Genomic DNA, 20,173 nt, shown 5'->3' with positions numbered 1-20,173 from the left:
GGTCCATTCATAGTGGTTCGCTCGGCCGCGCGGAGACCTTGAATAGGCCCGTGCGGCCGGCTGTATTAGCACTGGATGGCTCTTTGCGGGCTGACCGCCGGAACCGCCTTCCATTCTCTCACCCCGGCCCCCGCAGTTAACGACGACGGCGGGGCGCCGGCTGCCGCGACCGAAGTCCAGTAGCCGGCGACCCGCCGTCGTACGCGCCGCCCGTTCGCGAGCGGCCCGCGAACCTAGCGGCGCGAGGAGTCGACGAGGTCCTTGTCGTCGTCCAAGCGGCCGTCGCCGGACCCGGCCGTTCCGGCGGCAGGCTCCCAGGCGTGGCCCTGTTCGTGGTCCAGGTGGGTGGACTTCTTGTTCTTCAGCGCGAAGATGTAGACCAGCAGCGAAATGCCGATGCCCACCGTGATGTAGGTGAAGAAGATTTCCACCTGGCCAGCCTTCTGGAACGCGGCGCCCACCAGCGGCGTGGTGCCGCCGAAGAGCGAGTTGGCGATTGCGTAGCCCAGGCCCACGCCGAGGGCCCGGATGGAGGCCGGGAACAGCTCGGCCTTCACGAGGGCGTTGATCGAGGTGTAGCCGCCGACAATGAGCAGGCCGCCCATCATGAGCAGGAACGCGGTGAACGGATCCTTCGTGCCGGCCAGCGCGGACAGCAGCGGCCAGGTCAGCAGCACACCGGTGATCCCGAACCAGAGCAGCAGCGGGCGGCGGCCCACCCGGTCCGAAATCATGCCGTACACCGGCTGCAGCAGCATAAAGATGAACAGTGCCCAGAAGCTGATAACGGACGTGGTTTCCTTGGCGATGCCGCTGGTGTTCTGCATAAAGGACAGCGTGAAGTTGGTGTAGGTGTAGAACGCCATGGTCCCGCCCAGCGTGACGCCGATGCAGATCAGCAGGGCCTTCCAGTGCTTGGTGAACAGCAGCTTCATGGTGCCCGGCTGGGCTTCTCCGCCGGCTGTTCCGGCCTTGGCTGCGGCAGTCTGCTCCGCCGAGATGGTCTCTTCCATTGACCGGCGCATCCAGAGAACGACGAGCGCAGCAACGCCGCCGATCGCAAACGGTATCCGCCAGCCCCACTCACCCAGCATCTCCTTGCCGAGCGTCCGTTCCAGGATGACGAGCACCAGGAGGGCCAGCATCTGCCCGCCGATGAGGGTGACGTACTGGAAGCTGGAGAAGAAGCCGCGCCGCTTGGCGGTGGCGGCCTCGGACATGTACGTGGCGCTGGTGCCGTACTCGCCGCCTACGGAGAAGCCCTGCAGCAGCCGGATGAGGACCAGGAGGACCAGCGCCCAGATGCCGATGACCTCTTTGGTGGGCAGCAGCGCGATGGCGAAGGAGCCCGCGGACATCATCGTCACGCTCAGGGTCAGCGCGGCTTTCCGTCCGTTGCGGTCGGCGTAGCGGCCAAAGAACCAGGCGCCGATCGGGCGCATCAGGAACGTCACCGCGAAGACGGCCATCGCTTCAAGGTTGCTCTGCAGCGGGTCCTTGGAGCTGAAGAAGTGGACGGCAAAGTACGCCGAGAATGCCGTGTAGATATAGACGTCGAACCACTCGACGAGGTTGCCTGCCGAGCCTTTGAGGATGTTGCCGACGGCTCGTCTCGTCTGTGCCGATTCGGACAGTTGGGTGCTCATCAATGAACCTTCCTGGATCCGGCGCCGCAAGGAAGCAACACCGTCCGCCACCTTAGTCTTGGTGATCCGGAACACTCGCGTTTTGGTCATACTGGTCATGAGCACAATGCGGGCGGCTTTCCGGGGGTGGCAGGATGGGCTCATGACTTCCACCGCATTCGACGCTGCCGCCCTTGCGGCTTCCGACGCCCCGGCCAGCCCCGCCGTCGCCCTGACCATTGCCGGCTCCGAAGCGACCGGGGGCGCCGGCGCGCAGGCCGACCTGAAGACCTTCCAGGAACTGGGCGTCTTCGGCATTGCCAACCTGACGTGCATTGTGTCTTTCGACCCTCAGGACAACTGGAACCACCGCTTCGTCCCGGTCGACCAGGAGGTCATTGCCCACCAGCTGGAGGCGACGACGGCGGCGTACGGTGCCGCGTCCGGCGCGCCGTCGATTCTGGACACGGTGAAGATCGGCATGCTGGGCAGCCCGGCGACGATTTCCACGGTCGCCGAGGCGCTGGCCGCGGGCGGTTTCGCCAATGTCGTGCTGGATCCGGTGCTGATCTGCAAGGGCCAGGAGCCGGGCCACGCGCTGGACACGGACCAGGCGCTCAAGGGCCAGATCCTGCCGTTGGCCACGTTCGTCACGCCGAACCACTTCGAGGCCGAGTCCCTCTCCGGACTGGCCATCACCGACCTCGAATCGCTCAAGGCCGCCGCCGTCCGGATCCACGAACTCAGCGGCGCCGCGGTGCTGGCCAAGGGCGGCGTGCGCCTGGCCGGGCCGGACGCCGTCGACGTTTACTACGACGGCGAGACGCTGGAAGTCCTGTCCGCCCCGAAGGTGGGCGAAGTGGCCGTGTCGGGCGCCGGCTGCTCGCTGGCCGCTGCCGTGACGGCCGAGCTGGCCAAGGGCGCGACGCCGCTCGAGGCTGCACGGACCGCCAAGGCGTTTGTCACCGCGGGCATCCGGAACCGGGTTGCTTCGGGGGCGCCGTTTGATGCGCTCTGGCAGGGCGGCCCGCGCTAACTATTCCTGGACCACGCGGAAGGAACGGCCATGGCACAGCACTTTGAGTCCGTCGACGAGTACATCGCCTCGTTCCCCGCCGGCGTGCAGGAAATCCTTCAGGAAATCCGGCGCTGCTGCCATGCCGCGGTACCTGATTCCGGCGAGATGATCAGCTACGGCATCCCGACCATTACGCTCGGCGGCCAGTACGTTGTGTACTTCGCCGGCTGGACGCACCATGTGTCCGTGTACCCCGTGCCCGACGGCGACGGGGCGTTCCGCGAGTCCATCGCATCGTACAGTGCGGCCAAGGGAACGCTGAAGTTTCCCCTGGCGAAGCCCGTGCCGTACGAGCTCATCGGGCAGGTGGCGGCGCTGCTGGCGGCGGAACGCCGGAGCGAAACACCCTAAGCAACCCGGCTCGACGGGGTCGCCGGGATGTCGGCGCGGGCTCAGGGTCCTGAAGGACGGGGGTCGGACACCCTGCCCATAAAGAGTGGCAGGCCGGTCTCGACGTGGACGATCTCATACTGGAACGGCCGGTCGAAGCGGATCACTTCCATCGCTGCCACGCCGCTGACGGCCCGGGCGTTGATCTGGGTCACGGCGGCGGCAACAGTGCCCTTCTCGGCCACGGTGATGCTGGCGGACTGTGCTGCCGCCTGGATCTTGAGTCCGCGCTGGATTGAGTCGAAGTCGGTAGCGGTGTTGAGCATTTCCCGCAGCCCCAGGTCCGTGAAGATTTTGCGCAGCTCAAAGCTGCTCTCCTGCTCCCATTTGGGCAAGATGATCTGCACGGGCGCCGGGGCTGCGGCTTCAAGGGCCACGGAAGCGTCGGCGGTGTCCTTGGCTCCGGGCCCGGAAGTCCCGGAATCCGGGAGCACGAGTCGCATCACAAATCCCTCGACGTAGGGCAAATCGACAGCTTGCCAGCCTGCACCCCGGGCGTAGGCAAGGTCCTGGACGCCCGACATGGTGGGGACGGAAACCTGCCCGCCGTCGGGCGTCGTAAACGGCAGGTCAACGGTGTCCGCCGGGTCGAAGGGGACCTTCCACGCCGAGGCGAAGTACCCCGCGTTGAGCACGCTGAAGGTGTCCCTGCGGTCGTACTTCGCGGGCGCCTTCTTGATCCGTCCGCCGGTGTTCTGGTTCACCCAGGCGTCGATTGCCGGCTTGGTGGCGGCCTCGTCCTGGAAGTCCACCGGGTACACGCCTGTTCCGTAATGCCGGGCTAGGGACCGCAGATAGCGTTCCCCCGTGGGCTCGCTCATATCCACGAACAAGCCGTTTGCCGTGTGCAGGACTGGCCGGCGCGGCGGGTCCTTTTCATCCACCGAACCGGGGTCGCCGTCGAAGGCGTCCAGGGACGCCAGCAGCGCATTCAGGGCTTCGTCGCGGCGCTCCGCGGGGAGGCCCAGCACGCTGTCCATCTCGGCAGCGGTTGCGCCGGATGCACCCACCCGGAGCATGGCCAAGGCAATCAGCAGGCTGCCCGGGGACGAAACCACGTTTCCGTTTCCGCTGTCCCCGCCGTCGGCCAGCAGCGCGGCACCCAGCATCCGTGCCGACGCCCGGAGCTGGGCAAGGTCGGCCGGGTAGGCGGCCCGATCCGCCGAAACGCGTTCGACGTCGGCCTTCACCAGCGCCGGCGGCGAGGCGGAACAGGCCGTCAATGCCACCGCCAAGGCGGCCGCCGCGGCAGTCAACCGCGCTGTGGTCTTCTGTTTCATCGCGCCCCCAAAGGCCCGCACAACAGCGAAAGTAGAAGGGCGGAGATCCGCCTACGGCCAGTCAAGCAGCGGACCCGGAAAAGTGCGACCACTCCCGGGTCACGATTCGACGCCGCTTTTCCTCCGAGCGTTCTGCGCCGGAGTTGTCCGGTTCGTGCCACCCGCGCCACCTCTCCCGGTTCGCCGGTAACGGGCGGGCTCGCCGGAACCTTTCGGCGAACTCGGGCATTTCCGGCCCCGGCGACGGCGTTGTCAGCGCCGCGGTATGTTTCTCAGGTTGCTCCGCGCCATACTGACGGCCTCGCCGGCGCCCCGGTTCAGGACGACTTTGGACATGGCCGTGGCGAAGCCCAAAACCTGCGCGCCCTTGATCTTCGGCGGAAGGGACAGCGCCTTGGGGTCGGTGATGAGCTCCACGAGCGACGGGCCGGGGTGGGCGAAGGCTTCCCGGTAAGCGGCCTCGATGCGGGACGGGTCCGTGACGCGGACGGCGTGGAACCCCAGGGCGCGGGCCACCGCGGCGTAGTTCGCATCGGGCACGTCCACGCCGAAGTCGGGGAGCCCGTCCACCAGCATTTCCAGCTTGACCATGCCCAGGGTGGAGTTGTTGAACACCACCAAGTTGACGGGGAGCCGGTGGGCGGCAACGGTGATCAGCTCCCCCAGCAGCATCGACAGGCCGCCGTCGCCCGATACCGACACGACCTGACGGCCGGGGTAGGCCAGCTGGGCGCCGATCGCGTGGGGAAGTGCGTTCGCCATGGAGCCGTGCAGGTACGAGCCGATCAGGCGGCGTGTTCCCAGCGGATTGATGTAGCGGGCGGTCCAGACGTTGCACATACCCGTATCGGCGGTGAAGACCGCGTCACGCGCTGCCACCTGGTCCAGCATCGATGCCGCGTATTCCGGGTGGATCGGCTGTATGGTTTCCACCTTGCGCGTGTAGGCGCCGACGGCCTTGTTCATAAGCCGGTCGTGCTTCTTGAGCATCGCGTCGAGGAAGCGGCGGTTCTTCTTCGGCTTCAGCAAAGGCATCAGGGCCGCCAGGGTGGGGAGCACGTCACCGTGCACTGCGATGTCGACGTCGGTCCGCCGGCCCAGGTTCTGCGCCGCCCGGTCCACCTGCGCCGTGCGGGTTCCGGGCAGGAACTGGTCGTAGGGGAAGTCCGTGCCAAGGAGGATCAGCAGGTCCGCGTCCTCGATTCCTTCGGCCGCCGCGCCGTAGCCCAGCAGCCCGGTCATGCCGATGTCGTAGGGGTTGTCGTACTGCATGAAGTCCTTGCCGCGGAGCGAGTGCCCGATCGGGGCGTTCACGGCTTCCGCGAGGGCGATCACCTCGTCGTGGGCGCCCTCGACGCCGGCGCCGGCGAAGATCGCGACCTTGTCCGCGGCGTTGATGGCCTCGGCCAGTTCCCGGACGCTGGCCGGGTCCGGGACCATTGCGGCAGGCCGGAAGGCCGCGGGCGCCGGCGTTTCGGCGGCCGCCTCCAGCCCGGCAATGTCCCCGGGCAGGGTCACGACGGCGACGCCCCGGAGGGCGACGGCGTGCTGGATGGCACTGTGCATCACCCGCGGCGCCTGCTCGGGCGTGCTGATCAGTTCGGAGTACACCGAGCACTCGTTGAACAGCCGGTCAGGATGGGTTTCCTGGAAGAAGCTGCTGCCGATCTGCTTGCTGGGAATGTGCGAGGCGATCGCCAGCACCGGGGCTCCGGAGCGGTTGGCGTCGTAGAGTCCGTTGATGAGATGCAGGTTTCCCGGCCCGCAGGAGCCTGCGCAGACCGCGAGACGGCCGGTCAGTTGTGCCTCGGCCGCGGCGGCGAACGCGGCAGCCTCTTCGTGCCGGACGTGAATCCAGTCGATCCCGCCCTTTGCAGCACCGCCGGTCTTCCGGACGGCGTCGACAATAGGGTTGAGGCTGTCGCCGACTATGCCGTAGATGCGCTGCACGCCGGCGGCTTGGAGTTGTTCGATGAGCTGGGTTGCAAGTTCCTTGGCCATGGGTGCACGCTCCCGCAGTCGAATCCGTTAGCTGACACGGCCAATATAGTCCGCTCAGCTTCAGCCACGCCCGGGGAACGCTCCCTCAGCTTCGGCAACTGGCCACCGGACGCTCCCGCACGTTTGGCAACAAAACACCGGATGCTCCCTCACCTTCGGCAACAGATCATCCTTGGGCCCCTCACCTTCGGCAGCTGACCGCCCACCTCTTCAGCGCCGGACGTGCGGGAGCGTCACGCCAAAACCCGCCGGACGTGCGGGAGCGTCCGGAGGGTCAGTTGCCGGAGTGCGCCTGCAGGAAGGAGTAGACCTCGGTCTCGTCCACGCCGGGGAAGGCTCCCGGGGGCATCGCGGCGAGCAGGTGCGAGTGGGCCCGCGCCGAGGGCCAGGCGTTTCCGGCCCACTCGGAGGTCAGGGCGGCTGGAGGCCTGCGGCAGCAGCTCTCGTCCGGGCAGGTCGACTTGGACCGCTCCGTGGTGTCGCGGCCGCGGAACCACTTCACCTGCGCGTAGGGCACCCCCACGGACAGCGAAAACTCGCCATTGGCGGAGCGCTCGGTCCGGGCCGTGCACCAGTAGGTCCCCGCCGGGGTGTCCGTGTACTGGTTGTAGGCGCTGAACTTGTCCGGCACGTCGAAGACCACCCGGGAGGTCCAGTTCTTGCACGACGGCTGGCCCTCGATCGCGCCGGTGTGGTCCTGCGGGAACGTCACGCCGTCGTTCTCATACGCCTTGTAGATGATGCCGCTCTTGTGCGTCTTCTGGAAGTGGGTGCGGATGTCCAGGTGCTGGGTGGCGAGGTTGGTGAAGCGGTGTGCCGCAGTCTCGTAGGACACGGCGAAGGCGTCCCGGATGTCCTCGACGGCGATTTCCTTGGCCTGCTTGGCGCGCTGCAGGAATTCCACGGTCGCCTCCTCGGGCAGCAGGAGGGCGGCGGCGAAGTAATTCGTGGCCACCCGCTGCATCAGGAAATCGCCGTAGTTCGACGGTGTCTGGTGCCCCAGGACGTAGTGGCCCAGCGCCTGGAGCAACACCGAACGCGGGTCGTGGTCGCTGCGCGCGTTCTGCGTCAGGTAAATCCGGCGGTTCTTCAGGTCGGTCACCGAGCGGGTGGAATGCGGCAGGTCGCCCACATGGTGGAGGCTGAACCCGAGGTGCCCCGCAATATCGGCGATGACGTGATGGGACAGCGGGCCGGACGTGTGGCCCACGGAGGCGAGGACCTTTTGCGCCTCGGCCTCGTACTCCGGGAAGTAGTTGTTCCGTTCCCGCATCATGGCACGCAGCTCGCCGTTCGCGCGGCGAGCCTCTTCCGGCGTCGCAACCTGCTCGTTGAGCCGGCGTTCCAGCTCGTGCTGCAGCCCCACCATGGACTCGAGCACATCCATCGGAAGCCGCGAGCTGATGCGGATCTTGGGCAGGTTCAGGGACTCGTAGATGGGGCTGCGCTGGTAGCGTTCCAGCTCGATCTCCAGGGCGGCGCGGCGGTTGGGCGGCTCCGCACCGAGCAGTTCGTCAATGCTCACGCCGAGGGCCGCCGCGAGCTGCTGCAGCAGGCCGAGTTTCGGCTCGCGCTTGCCGTTCTCGATCAGGCTCAGCTGGCTGGGGGCCGTTCCCACGGTGGCGCTCAGGTCATCCAGCGTCAGCCCGGCGGCCTTGCGGAGGTGTCGGACCCGGCGGCCCATGCTGATGACGTCCACCTCAGGCCCGGTGGACGACGGCGACAAGACGGGGCGGTTCCAGCTGGCGGGATGCATTTCTTGAGAATACGCGAAGAAGTGCATTTCTTTCCAGAGTTTTGATCTAGAAAGCCCCTTGAAAGTACAGAAAAGTAGGTCTTACGGAAAGATTCAGCATCCGGATCAGCCGCTTGAACTGCGAGGACGCAGCCGAGCCGGCCCCGGACCCCACCAAGGAGACAACGATGACTGCAGCATTTGAGCCCACCCAGCAGCCGTCCGGCCAGGACACAACACAGCAGGCCGCCGCCCTGGAGCTCGAGTGGGCCGCCAACCCGCGCTGGGAAGGTGTCACCCGGGACTACAAGGCTTCCGACGTCGTCCGCCTCCGCGGCCGCGTCTCCGAAGAGCACACCCTGGCCCGCCGCGGCTCCGAGAAGCTGTGGAAGCAGCTCACCGAGGAACACAGCACCGGCAAGTACACCAACGCCCTCGGCGCCCTGACCGGCAACCAGGCCGTGCAACAGGTCAAGGCCGGCCTCCGCGCCATCTACCTCTCCGGCTGGCAGGTCGCCGCCGACGCCAACAACTCCGGCCACACCTACCCGGACCAGTCCCTGTACCCGGCCAACTCGGTTCCCACCGTGGTCCGCCGCATCAACAACGCCCTGCTCCGCGCGGACCAGATCGAGTTCTCCGAGGGCGTCCAGACGGTCGAGGACTGGATGGTCCCGATCGTCGCCGACGCCGAGGCCGGCTTCGGCGGCCCGCTCAACGCCTACGAGCTCATGAAGTCCATGATTCAGGCCGGCGCCTCGGGCGTGCACTGGGAAGACCAGCTCGCGTCGGAGAAGAAGTGCGGGCACCTCGGCGGCAAGGTCCTGATCCCGAGCCAGCAGCACGTCCGTACCCTGAACGCCGCCCGCCTGGCGGCCGACGTCGCCGGCACCCCGTCGGTGATCATCGCCCGCACCGACGCAGAGGCCGCCACCCTGATCACCTCCGACGTCGACGAACGGGACCAGGAGTTCATTACCGGCGAGCGCACGGCGGAGGGCTTCTACAAGGTCCGCAACGGGATCGAACCCTGCATCGCCCGCGCCAAGGCCTACGCCCCCTACGCCGACCTCATCTGGATGGAGACGGGCACCCCGGACCTGGAACTGGCCCGCAAGTTCGCCGAATCCGTCAAGGCCGACTTCCCGGACCAGATGCTCTCCTACAACTGCTCCCCGTCGTTCAACTGGAAGAAGCATCTCGACGACGCCACCATCGCCAAGTTCCAGCGCGAACTCGGCGCCATGGGCTTCACCTTCCAGTTCATCACCCTGGCCGGCTTCCACGCCCTGAACTACTCGATGTTCGACCTCGCCCACGGTTACGCCCGTGAAGGCATGAGCGCCTACGTCGAGCTGCAGGAGAAGGAATTCGCCTCCGAATCCCGCGGCTACACCGCGACAAAGCACCAGCGCGAAGTCGGCACCGGCTACTTCGACGACATCGCCACCGCGCTCAACCCGAACGCATCCACCCTCGCATTGGTCGGATCGACCGAAGAGGGCCAATTCCACTAGTTCCCGCCCAAGGTGAGCCGTTCATTCCGCTCACTCGAAGGCACGACGGAGGCGGGCACCCATGGTGCCAGCGCCATCAGGGGCCGGGGAAGGTGATCCGGAAGCGTGCGTAAAAGGGGCCCTGTCCCCGCCCGGCCGAGCTCTGCGAGGCCCAGGCGGGGATGGGGAATAGCACGCGGAGGATTGCCTTTTTCGGCCCCAAACCGCACCCGCCGTCGAACCTGCTTCTTCCTATATAGGAGATTTGAAATGAACAGCTTCACTGACAACTTCACTATCAATGGGATCACGCTGACCGCGCAGCCGATTTGCCGGCAGGGCGAGGTCCTGACGCCGGACGCGCTGGCGTTTGTGGCCAAGCTGCACAAGGCGACGGCGGGACGGCGGCTGGAGCTGCTGCAGGCACGCCGTGACCGCCGCCAGCAGATCGGCAAGGGCCAGGATCCGCGGTTCCTGCGGGAGACCGAGTCCGTCCGCAACGATCCGAACTGGCGCGTCGCTCCCCCGGCCCCGGGCCTGACGGACCGCCGCGTGGAGATCACCGGCCCGGTGGACAAGAAGATGACCATCAACGCGCTGAACTCCGGCGCCAAGGTGTGGCTCGCGGACATGGAGGACTCCTCCACCCCGTCGTGGCGCAACGTCATCCAGGGCCAACTCAACCTCACCGACGCGCTGGAGCGCCGGATCGATTTCACGTCCCCGGAGGGCAAGGAGTACAAGCTCCGCTCCGCCGAGGAGCTCCCCACGATCGTGGTCCGGCCACGCGGCTGGCACCTGCCGGAAAAGCACATGCTTATTGACGGCACCCCGATTGCCGGCGGAATCGTCGACTTCGGCCTGTACTTCTTCCACAACGCCCGCCGCCTGATCGCCCAGGGCAAGGGACCGTACTTCTACCTGCCGAAGATCGAGAACCACCTCGAAGCCCGGCTGTGGAATGATATTTTCGTCCTTGCCCAGGATCTGCTGGGCATCCCGCAGGGCACCATCCGCGCCACCGTGCTGATCGAAACCATCACGGCCGCGTTCGAGATGGAGGAGATCCTCTACGAACTGCGCGACCACGCCGCGGGACTCAACGCCGGCCGCTGGGACTACATCTTCTCCCTGATCAAGAACTTCCGCACCCGCGGCCCGCGCTTCGTCCTGCCGGACCGCAGCCAGGTGACCATGACCCAGCCGTTCATGCGCGCCTACACCGAGCAGCTCGTCCGGGCCTGCCACAAGCGCGGCGCCATGGCGATCGGCGGCATGGCCGCGGCCGTCCCCAACCGCAAGGATGCGGACGCCAACGCGATCGCCATCGAGAAGGTCCGTGCGGACAAGACCCGTGAGGCCGGCGACGGCTTCGACGGCTCCTGGGTGGCCCACCCCGACCTGGTTCCGGTCTGCCGCGAAGTGTTCGACGGCGTCCTCGCCGACCGCACGAACCAGCTGGACCGCCTCCGCGAGGACGTCACCCCGGATGACCGCGCACTGCTCGATATCGCCTCCACCACCGGCACCATCACCGAACAGGGCATCCGGAACAACATCGAGGTCGGCATCCGCTACATCGAGTCCTGGCTCCGCGGGAACGGCGCCGTCGCCATCCACAACTTGATGGAGGACGCCGCCACCGCGGAGATCTCCCGCTCGCAGCTGTGGCAGTGGATCTTCTCCCGCGCCATCACGGACCACGGCGACGTCATCACCCGCGAATGGGTCGAGGACATGCTGGACGAGGAGTTCGCCAGGCTGGAACGTTTCGAGGGCGACCGCTTCGCAGATGCGAGGGACATCTTCGAGGAAGTCACGCTCACCCCGTCGTTCCCCGCCTTCCTGACCCTTCCCGCCTACGACCGGTTCCTGCATGAAGCGCGCGACGGCGCAGAAGTCCCCAGCGAGGACCCGGCGCTCGTCCCCGCCTAACGGCAGGGCACAGATTCCGTCTGCTGGGCTGCCATGCCCTTCGCAACAGGCACCCCGAGATCCGGGGCGGCGGCCCAGCGACGGAAGACCCCCACTCCCGACAACGGCGTCGAGGTGACAGTTGAGGCCCATGGTCCCCGTGAACATGGGCCTCAACTGTCACCTCGGCGGCCCGTGGGCCCGGCTGCGACCCCACATGTGAAGTGGTCCTTCTTAGTGGCAGTACCTGCCATTTTGCGTGGACTACTTGACTTCCCTGTGACTACTGTCGCGCCAAGGTGCCCAAGGTTACGATGTGACAACGTGGATGCATCAGCCCGCTCGTTAGCTCTCGGCGCCGCAACGGAGGCAAGCAATGGAACTCAGATCCTACCCAGAGGCGCCGAGACCGGTCCGCGGCTGCATCCCGCCCGTATCAAGTGGCGCCTATGCTTCTGCATGACCTGGGCAGGGGTCTCCTGCGACGCTGGTACTTCGTCGTCATCGGGGTCTTGCTGACGGCTTGTGGCGCGCTGCTACTGGCGTCGGTGGTCCCGCCCACACACCGCGCCACCGCGAGAGTCGTGCTGATTCCGCCGCCCTCGCTGGTGTCCGCGGACGGCAATCCCTATCTGTTCCTGGGTGGACTTGAACAGGCGCTGGGCGTCTTGACCGTAAAGTTGGGTTCCGAAGCGACTAGCGAGCAGATCCTGGAGGCATACCCGGACGGCTCCTATACCGCGGTCAAGGACACATTGTCGCCCGGGCCAATCATGCTCATCACAGCGGAAAGTGAGAGTTCGGACGGCACCCTGCAGGTCCTTGACGCGGTGCTGAGGGTGGTGCCTGAAAACTTGGAGAACATGCAGGACCAGCTCAACATTCCAGACGCGTCCCGGATCACGGCCTTGACCATTGTCCGTGAGGATGCGACAACAAAGGTTCTGCAGAGCCAACTTCGCGCTGTATTGGGCGGCGTCGCACTTGGACTTTCTATGACAGTGCTGCTGACCGGACTGCTGGACCGGCTGCTCACCTCCCGAAAGAAAAAAGCGGGTCGGCGTCACGCGTCGGGCCCGGGAGTTGAACTCCACGAAGAGCCATCCCCAGCGGCCGACGACCAAGTGCGGATGTCGCGGCGCGGGACCAAACGCAGCCGCCGTCCAGCACCGGAACCGGAAGCAATGGAACCTCCGGCAGCCGAGGATGGCTCCGACGGGCCGGAGCGTGACAAGGACGAACTCCCCACCATGGTTACGAATCAGTAGCCGTGGCTTCAGCGGCAACGCCCCGTGAAATGACGGCGGCAAGATCCAGCCAGCTCAGCCCGCCCGACGGCGTTACCGTCCTCACCTGCTTCGCGGTCCTCCTTTACTTGGTTCCGGCCGACCGCAGAATAGAAGCACTCGGCGGCGCCGGTGCCCCTGCCTACCTTGTTGCCCTGGTGGCCTTGTTGTGGTGGGCGTGGCACCACCTCCAAAAGCCGGCCGCCAGCGGGCGCCAGCAGTTGCAGTGGGTCCGGGTTGCTGCCTTCCTTTTCGTCGGGGCCTGTCTGGCCAGCTATGCGAAGGCCGCGCTTACGGCCCTTCCAGCAGCCGACATAAGCGTCGCCGACCTGGGGCTGGTTCGCATCGCAGCGCTGGTCGGCATCCTGCTGGTGGCCAACGACGCAATAGGCAGCGAAGACCGTTTCATGGTCCTGATCCGAAGGCTGACCCTGTTCGCCGGCCTCTACGCCACGCTCGGACTGTTCCAGTTCTTCACGGGCATGAGCATTGTGGACACGTGGCAAATTCCAGGTTTGTCCGGACCCGGAGAGAACGGCATCGGCGCCAGATCAGGATTCGTGCGGTCCGCGGCGACTGCCACCCACCCTCTGGAGTACGCAGTGGTCTTGACCATGATGCTCCCCTTCTGCCTTACCGTTGCCATTCGCGACCGCTCCCGCCCGGCCTTTCTGCGCTGGTTTCCGGTAGCGGTCATTACGCTCTCCACCGTGCTTTCCGTTACCAGGTCGGCTTTGCTCGCCATGGCAGCGGTCTACCTGGTGTTGTTTCCGTCCTGGCCGCCGGTGGTCCGCAGGGCCGCGGGCGCCACGTTGGCGCTCGGGGCCGTTGCCGTCTATGTGGCCGTTCCGGGCATGGCCGGAACGATCCTGGGAATGTTCTCGGCCAATGATTCGAGCATCACCTCGCGGACGGACAGTTACGACGAAGCAATCCAATTCTTCCTCGTGAGCCCCTTCGTTGGCCGTGGCTTCGGGACGTTCCTGCCCGCCTACCGGATTCTGGACAATCAATACCTGGTGAGCGCCGTGGAGATCGGGATCGTCGGAGTGCTTGCCCTGCTCGCCATCGTATTTTCCGCGATGGCGGCGGCGTATTCCTCCCGCCGCCTTTATGCCGAAGAACCTATGAAGGCAATGGGACTGGCCTTGGTCGCCTCGATGCTGGCCGGAAGCCTGAACTTCGCGCTCTTCGATGCCTTCGCTTTTCCGCAGGCCTGCGGCACAGTGTTCATGGTTGCCGGCTTGTGCGGCGCCTACGCCAACATCGGCCGAAATCCAGCCATGCCCAGCGGGCTGTCGTGAAAATACGGGAACGGCTCGGGCGCCGCCTGAGAAAGGGGCGGAATGCCATTGCGCGCAGATGGTACCTGGCTCTGGGCACCGTGGTTGTTATGCTCCCTCTTCTCTTCGCGGCCAGCACGGCCACTGGCATTTACTACAGCAAGACAGATGTGCTTTTCCTGTCTCCGCGCGCGCCAGGCAGCGGCAACGCCCTGCAGGAAGACCCAGCTCAAATACTGGCATTCGCTTCAGTGGTAATGCATCGCTTGAATGCCGATGCCGGAAAGACAGTTCCAACCAGCACGTCCTCCCCGCTGTACGGTTCAGGCATCCGCAGCGGTCACCTGGTGTATATCCCCAGCTCTGGCGGCCAATGGCAATTGAGCTACAACCGCCCCGTCATTACGATCGAAATCGTGGGTGAATCCATGGATGAGGTCGCAACTGAGCGCCAGCAAATCCTGGACCGGATTTCCAGCATTGCCAAGGACTCCCAGCAGGAACTGGGCATCAAGCCGGCCGCCAATATCACCACCGAGCCGGCCCCCAGCGTGGAGTTCGTAGCCTACGTCGGTGTGCGGAACGCGACGGCCGTCCTCGCACTGACCCTCCTGACGATCGGTCTGGCCGCGGGGATACCGCTCAGTGTCGACCGCGCCCTGGCCGGCAAGCGCAGACCAGGCGCCGGCCGCCGACCGCAGCCCGCAGCTGGTGGCCCGGATGCTCCGACGTCAATACTTCGTGCAGACTCCGGGGCGCTCTCCTAGGCCCACCGCGGGGAGGGACTGGCCGCGGGCTACGTGGTCCGCAGTCTCGCCTTCCCGGGAAACGGGAGCCAGCCCCTGGACCGCATTCCTGCCAGCTCCTCCGTGCTGGCCCGGACGTGCTCGATGAAGTCCTCCAGGCGGTGGTACTTCTCGACATAGGCCCGGCCGCGCCGTCCCATGTCCTCCGCAGCATGGGGATCGTTGAGGATCATTTCGATCTTTGCCCTGAGCGCCGCAACATCGCCGGGGGGAACCAGCATGCCGGTTTCCCCGTCCTGTATCACGTCGATCTGCCCGGCTGTCCGCGTCGAAATCACCGGTCGTCCCATGGCCATGCCCTCAAGAATGACGTTCACACCCGCGTCGATATCGGTGGGCAGCAAGGGGACCACAACCACCTTCGCTTCCGCATATGAGGCCCGAAGCTGCGACGAGTCCAAGGATTCGACTTCAACGTCGTCGGACGTGTCGAGATGCTGCCGGACGTCCGTCGTGGTGACCTTGAACCCGTTGAGGGCGACGACCAACGATGCCGCGATCCGGAGCGGAATGCCCAGTCCCCGGGCGGCCGCCACGAGGGTGTCGAAGTCCCGCTGGGTTGATCCGGCGGAGAAGAGGATGTTCCGTGCCCTGTCCTCGGGGCGGAAAAATTCCTGGTCCACCGGATGGCGGACCAGGACGACAGTTTCAGGGCCGAACCCGATCCTTTCGACCGCCACATCGCGCTGGACCGAGCTCCACGTAATGATCCGGTCGACGCCGGACCGGAACACTCGCAGCGGCAGGCGCACCGACGGCTTGGACAGCCAAAACATCAAGGCCAGATGCGGGGTAGGAAGGCGCAGCACGGCAAAGAGAGCGGCGACGGCTACGGTGTGACGCTCTGACCAGGTCACCACGACGTCGTACGACCGGCTCAGCCTGCCGGCCTCCACGGCCTGGGCTACGAAGGTTGGCAGCTTCCGATACACCCTGCCCCGCCGCCCTGGGACTGCCGCTATGGCTGCTTCGTCGAGGACGTCGCAGCCCAGGGTGTTTTGAAACAGCATGCTGCGGGGATCTTCACCCCGTTGTTCCCGTCGCAGGCGTTCCTGGCTGTCCAGTGTCGCCCGTCCCCGGGTCTTGACCAGCAGTATTTTGGGGCGCCCGCCGGGCCCGCTACCCACGAGACAGGCTTCGTTCGGACGTCGACGCGCGCGGCTCTGCTTTCGGCTCCATGCGGTCATCCTAGCAATTCGGCAACTTTTGGGAATGACCTGCGTCACATCGTTTGCGACAGCCCGGCGGGGCCATGCGTGCGCTCCCTCACGAGACGGCTCGGCGCAAGGGGGCGAACAAGGAGTCGTCAGTGCACCTTGGGGACGTGCCGGAGCGACAGTCCGGTGCCGAGGATGAACAGCGCCACCGAGCAAAGCACCATCAGCAGCGGGCCGGTCCAGGATCCGGTGACGCCGTGCGCATAACCCAGCAGGGTCGGGGCCAGGGCACCGAAGGAGTAGCCCACACCCTGCACCACGGCGGACATCCGTCCGGCCGAGGCCTGGTCCCGGGCCAGCCGGATGATGGCAATGAAAATCAGCGTGATACCGCCGCCCTGGGCGATCCCGCCGAACGAGGACCACAGCCACCACAACTCCGGCGCCAGCAGCAGGCCCAGCGGAACGGTCACCCAGAACAGCCCGAGGGTGAGTCCGACCGCCGTCGTGCTGGCGAAGCGGGCCGCGAGCGGAACGCCCAGCCCGCCCACGATGGCAAGGATCTGGAACAGCGAGGATCCGGCGCCGGCACCCGCGGCCGTCATGCCCAATTCGTCGGCGAGGATGCTGGGCAGCCACGCGGTCACCCCGTAATAGGAAAACGCCTGCCCTGCGAAGCCCACGGTCAGTCCGACCGTGATCCAGCGCGACGCCGGCTTGGCCCCGGCACGCGGCGGACCCGGGCCGGGAACCGGTTCGGGGCGGAACGCCCGGCCGCCGACGGCGAGCACCCACGCAGCCAGCGCCGCGACGGCGAAGAGGCCGCAGGCAGCAAGGGCCAGCCGCCAGCCGAACAGCTCGGCCAGCGGAGCCATCACCATGGCGGTGATGAACGAGCCGATGTTCAGGGCGGCGGTGTAAATGCCCATCGCGGTGCCCTGCCGGGCCGGGGCGAAGTCCCTCCGGATGATCAGCGGAACGGCAATATTGCCGATCGTGATGGCGACGCCGAGAATCACCGTGCCCAGCATCACGACGGCGCTGTCACCCGCCGAGCGCACAATCACGCCGAGCAGCACACCCAGGAGCGTGAGGGTGATGGCGACTTCCGCGCCGAGTTTACGGCCGGTCAGCGAGGCCAGCGGCGAGGCCAGTGCGAAGCACAGCACCGGGATGCCGGTCAGGAAGCCAAGTTCCACCGGGGAGAGGCCGAGCTCCTGCTGCATCAGTCCGACCACCGGGGCCACGGCCACGAACGGTCCGCGCATGTTCAGTGCAATGAGCCCGATGGCGGCCAGCAGGATCCAGCTGCGCGGCACCTTCGCCAGGACGCTTGCGCTCATGGGTGCCGCGGCCCGGCCGACAGGCAGAAATATGATTTCATCAGTCCCATTGCTATCACGTGCCCGCGCCGGACCTGCCGATTGTGACTCCCCCGGGGTCGCGACGGCGTCAGCCCGCGGACTGCAAGGTCGCCTCGATCACAGCGGGCGAAAGCACAAACTGCGTGACCATCTGGCTGGCGCCCAGGATGGCGGCCTGGTCCCCCGCCATGGAAAGACCAATCCGCAGGTGGGTGGTCGCAAGCGGCAGCGACCGCCGGTAAACCACTTCTCGGACGCCCGCCATGAGGTGTTCACCGGCCTGGCCCAGGCTTCCGCCGATCACAATGACGGACGGATTGAGCAGGTTCACCACGGTGGCCAGCACGTCGCCCAGGTCCCGCCCGGCCTGGCGCAGGGCCTGGATGGCCTGCAGGTTCCCCTCGGCCACGAGCCGCAGCACGTCGCCGCCGTCGTCCGCCGTCACGCCTTGGAGCGTCAGGGACTGCGCGACGGCGGGGCCGGAGGCGAGCGCCTCAAGGCAGCCGTAGTTGCCGCAGCGGCAGAGCACATCGTCGCCGCGCGGCACCCGGACGTGGCCGAGGTCCCCCGCCGTGCCGTCGGCGCCGCGCTGGAGCTGGCCGCTGCTGATGATGCCGGCGCCGATTCCGGTGGCGACCTTGATAAACAGGAAGTTGCCGTCTTCCGGCCAGTAGGAGGTCTGCTCGCCGAGGGCCATGATGTTGACGTCGTTGTCCACCAGCACGGGGACCGGCAGCGAGCGCTGGACGTGCCGGACGACGTCGAACCCGTCCCAGCCGGGCATGATCGGCGGCTTCACCGGCCTCCCGGTGGCGTGTTCCACGGGGCCGGGCAGGCCGATGCCGATGCCGGCGAGGTCCTCCGTGCCGCGGCCCGCTTGTCCGAGCAATTTGGTCCCTTCCGACACCACCCGGTCCAGCACGGCAACCGGGCCGTCGGCTACGTCCTGGCCCAGCCGCCGCTCCGCCAGCACAGTCCCATTCAGGTCCGTGACGGCAATGTTCACGTGGGTGGCGCCGACGTCGACCGCCAGCACCACGCGGGCGGCGGGGTTGAAGGCAAAGCGCGACGGCGGCCGGCCGCCGCTGGAACTGGCCTCGCCTGCCGGCCCGACCAGCCCGGATTGCATCAGTGCGTCAATGCGGGACGCGACTGTGGAACGCGCCAGGCCGGTGGTGAGGGCCAGCTCGGCGCGGGTGCGGGCCTTGCCATCGCGCAGCAGTTGGAACAGGTCCCCGGCACGGGACATGCTGCCCGCGGCCTCGGGGGCGGCGGCGTCGGTGCCGGTAGGCGAAGTCATGAGTCAGTGATAGCACGGGCACTTCTGCGTGTCACGTTCTACAAATCCGGAACCCAGTTTTCAACTTTTGCTTGACGATCGACAGAAGTAGTCCTAGCTTGGGTGTGAGGCAGCTCATACCCCGACGACGAGGAGAGACAGTGCCATTCCCGATCCCGCTGTACACGGTCGAAAGCTCCGCTCCCGCATCCGCAGCCCTCCCGGAGGACTGGGATCCCATGGCGTCCACCCTCTAGGCCCGCCATGCCTCCCGAGGAAACCATGCGTCTACAGGAATCCATGCCCGGCCGGCACCCGCTCGGCGTAGCCATGATCGGGTACGCATTCATGGGCAAGGCCCACTCGAACGCGTGGCGCAACGTGGCCAGCTTCTTCCGCGTCCCGGCCTTCGAGCAGCGGGTTCTCGTCGGGCGGGATCCGGAAGGAGTCGCCGAGGCCGCGCAGCGGTACGGCTGGGCGGAATCCGCCACGAACTGGCGGGATGTCGTCGCCCGCGACGACATCCACGTGGTGGATATCTGCGCCCCTGGCTTTCTGCACGCAGAGATCGCCCTCGCGGCCCTCGCCGCAGGCAAGCACGTCCTCGTGGAAAAGCCGCTGGCGAACACGCTGGCCGAGGCCGAAGCCCTGGCGGCGGCGGCTCTGGAAGCGCAGTCCCGCGGAGTCCAGTCAATGGTCGGCTTCAACTACCGCCGGGTTCCCGCCCTCGCCCTAGCCCGAGAGCTGATCAGCGAGGGCCGGCTGGGGGCGGTCCGACAAGTCCGGGCGGCTTATCTGCAGGACTGGCTGGTAGACCCGGCAACGCCCATGACGTGGCGGCTGCAGAAGGACACCGCAGGTTCCGGCGCGCTGGGCGACATCGCCTCACACGCCATCGACCAGGTGCTGTTCCTGCTAGCGGACCAGGTGACCGGCGTTTCAGGCCGGCTGCGGACTTTCACCCCGCACCGGCCGGGCGCCCGCGGGCTGGAGGAAGTGACGGTCGACGACGCCGCGTGGGCGACGCTGACCCTTGCCTCCGGTGCCGTCGCCTCGATTGAAGTCTCACGCGTGGCCCTCGGAAAGAAGAACTCCCTCACGCTCGAGGTCTATGGCGACAAAGGCTCCCTCCTGTTCGACCTCGAGAACTTGAACGAACTCCACTTCCTGGACGCTACTGACCCTGCCCGCGAGCAGGGATTCCGGCGCATCCTGGTCAGCGAACCCGAGCACCCGTACCTGCCCGCGTGGTGGCCGCAGGGCCACATCATCGGCTGGGAACACACCTTCACGCACGAAATCCGCGACTTCCTCCTGGCGATTGACTCCGGAGCAGAGCCTTCACCGTCGTTCCAGGATGGACTGGCAGTCCAGCGCATCCTGGCCGCGGTCGAGGAAAGTGCCGGGGCCGGGAGCTCCACGGTTCAGTTGGCTGACTCCCGGGCAATTGCCGTCCCTGTCCCCAGTGAAGGAGCCTGA

The 20,173-nt window shown here is 66.5% G+C and carries 15 protein-coding genes; 8 read left to right on the top strand and 7 right to left on the bottom strand.

From position 1 onward, the window contains the following. Window positions 1–233: 233 nt before the first annotated feature. Entirely contained in the window at window positions 234–1,646 is a 1,413-nt protein-coding gene (locus tag AC1DC5_RS17695; RefSeq protein WP_476866006.1) for an MFS transporter, read from the bottom strand. A gap of 142 nt (window positions 1,647–1,788) precedes the next feature. Here AC1DC5_RS17695 and AC1DC5_RS17690 point away from each other — a divergent pair, with 142 nt between their 5' ends. Both AC1DC5_RS17690 and AC1DC5_RS17685 read left to right on the top strand, forming a co-directional pair. Further along, entirely contained in the window at window positions 1,789–2,661 is an 873-nt protein-coding gene (locus tag AC1DC5_RS17690; RefSeq protein WP_441405660.1) for a hydroxymethylpyrimidine/phosphomethylpyrimidine kinase, read from the top strand. Window positions 2,662–2,691: 30 nt separating this feature from the next. Continuing rightward, the gene (locus tag AC1DC5_RS17685) at window positions 2,692–3,054 is read left to right on the top strand and encodes an iron chaperone (protein ID WP_441405661.1); all 363 of its coding nucleotides are present in this window, start codon (window positions 2,692–2,694) and stop codon (window positions 3,052–3,054) included. A gap of 41 nt (window positions 3,055–3,095) precedes the next feature. Here AC1DC5_RS17685 and AC1DC5_RS17680 read toward each other — a convergent pair whose 3' ends face one another. From AC1DC5_RS17680 to AC1DC5_RS17670, 3 genes are all read right to left on the bottom strand, one after another. Then, window positions 3,096–4,373: a serpin family protein gene (locus AC1DC5_RS17680; RefSeq protein ID WP_476866005.1), complete on the bottom strand. Its 1,278-nt coding sequence runs from the start codon at window positions 4,371–4,373 to the stop codon at window positions 3,096–3,098. A 252-nt stretch (window positions 4,374–4,625) separates the two neighbouring features. Beyond that, window positions 4,626–6,374 (bottom strand): pyruvate dehydrogenase, encoded by a 1,749-nt coding sequence (locus tag AC1DC5_RS17675; protein WP_476866004.1) that lies wholly within the window; start codon window positions 6,372–6,374, stop codon window positions 4,626–4,628. Window positions 6,375–6,648: 274 nt separating this feature from the next. After that, a complete protein-coding gene (locus AC1DC5_RS17670; protein ID WP_441405664.1) occupies window positions 6,649–8,157 on the bottom strand; it encodes a helix-turn-helix domain-containing protein in 1,509 nt (502 codons plus the stop codon). Window positions 8,158–8,297: 140 nt separating this feature from the next. Here AC1DC5_RS17670 and aceA point away from each other — a divergent pair, with 140 nt between their 5' ends. The 5 genes from aceA (at window position 8,298) to AC1DC5_RS17645 (ending at window position 14,855) form a co-directional block, all read left to right on the top strand. Beyond that, complete coding sequence (gene aceA / locus AC1DC5_RS17665) at window positions 8,298–9,626, top strand: isocitrate lyase (protein WP_441405665.1); 1,329 nt, start codon at window positions 8,298–8,300, stop codon at window positions 9,624–9,626. 249 nt (window positions 9,627–9,875) lie between these two features. Continuing rightward, window positions 9,876–11,540 carry a malate synthase A gene (gene aceB, locus AC1DC5_RS17660; protein ID WP_441405666.1) on the top strand — a complete coding sequence of 555 codons (1,665 nt, stop codon included), beginning with the start codon at window positions 9,876–9,878 and terminating at the stop codon, window positions 11,538–11,540. A gap of 428 nt (window positions 11,541–11,968) precedes the next feature. Beyond that, the gene (locus tag AC1DC5_RS17655; RefSeq protein WP_441405667.1) at window positions 11,969–12,787 is read left to right on the top strand and encodes a YveK family protein; all 819 of its coding nucleotides are present in this window, start codon (window positions 11,969–11,971) and stop codon (window positions 12,785–12,787) included. A gap of 2 nt (window positions 12,788–12,789) precedes the next feature. Beyond that, window positions 12,790–14,109 (top strand): O-antigen ligase family protein, encoded by a 1,320-nt coding sequence (locus AC1DC5_RS17650; protein ID WP_441405668.1) that lies wholly within the window; start codon window positions 12,790–12,792, stop codon window positions 14,107–14,109. A 236-nt stretch (window positions 14,110–14,345) separates the two neighbouring features. Further along, complete coding sequence (locus AC1DC5_RS17645; protein ID WP_441405669.1) at window positions 14,346–14,855, top strand: hypothetical protein; 510 nt, start codon at window positions 14,346–14,348, stop codon at window positions 14,853–14,855. Window positions 14,856–14,884: 29 nt separating this feature from the next. Here AC1DC5_RS17645 and AC1DC5_RS17640 read toward each other — a convergent pair whose 3' ends face one another. The 3 genes from AC1DC5_RS17640 to AC1DC5_RS17630 form a co-directional block, all read right to left on the bottom strand. Next, complete coding sequence (locus AC1DC5_RS17640; protein WP_441405670.1) at window positions 14,885–15,904, bottom strand: glycosyltransferase family 4 protein; 1,020 nt, start codon at window positions 15,902–15,904, stop codon at window positions 14,885–14,887. 296 nt (window positions 15,905–16,200) lie between these two features. Continuing rightward, window positions 16,201–17,394 carry an MFS transporter gene (locus AC1DC5_RS17635; protein ID WP_441405671.1) on the bottom strand — a complete coding sequence of 398 codons (1,194 nt, stop codon included), beginning with the start codon at window positions 17,392–17,394 and terminating at the stop codon, window positions 16,201–16,203. Between the two features lie 109 nt (window positions 17,395–17,503). Beyond that, window positions 17,504–18,715, bottom strand: coding sequence for an ROK family transcriptional regulator (locus AC1DC5_RS17630; RefSeq protein WP_441405672.1), 1,212 nt, complete (start codon window positions 18,713–18,715; stop codon window positions 17,504–17,506). Between the two features lie 261 nt (window positions 18,716–18,976). Between AC1DC5_RS17630 and AC1DC5_RS17625 the strand changes: the two genes are divergently transcribed. Then, the gene (locus tag AC1DC5_RS17625; RefSeq protein ID WP_441405673.1) at window positions 18,977–20,173 is read left to right on the top strand and encodes a Gfo/Idh/MocA family protein; all 1,197 of its coding nucleotides are present in this window, start codon (window positions 18,977–18,979) and stop codon (window positions 20,171–20,173) included.

This window comes from Arthrobacter sp. 10L424, assembly GCF_056395325.1.
This window is presented reverse-complemented; position numbering and strand designations above follow the sequence as displayed.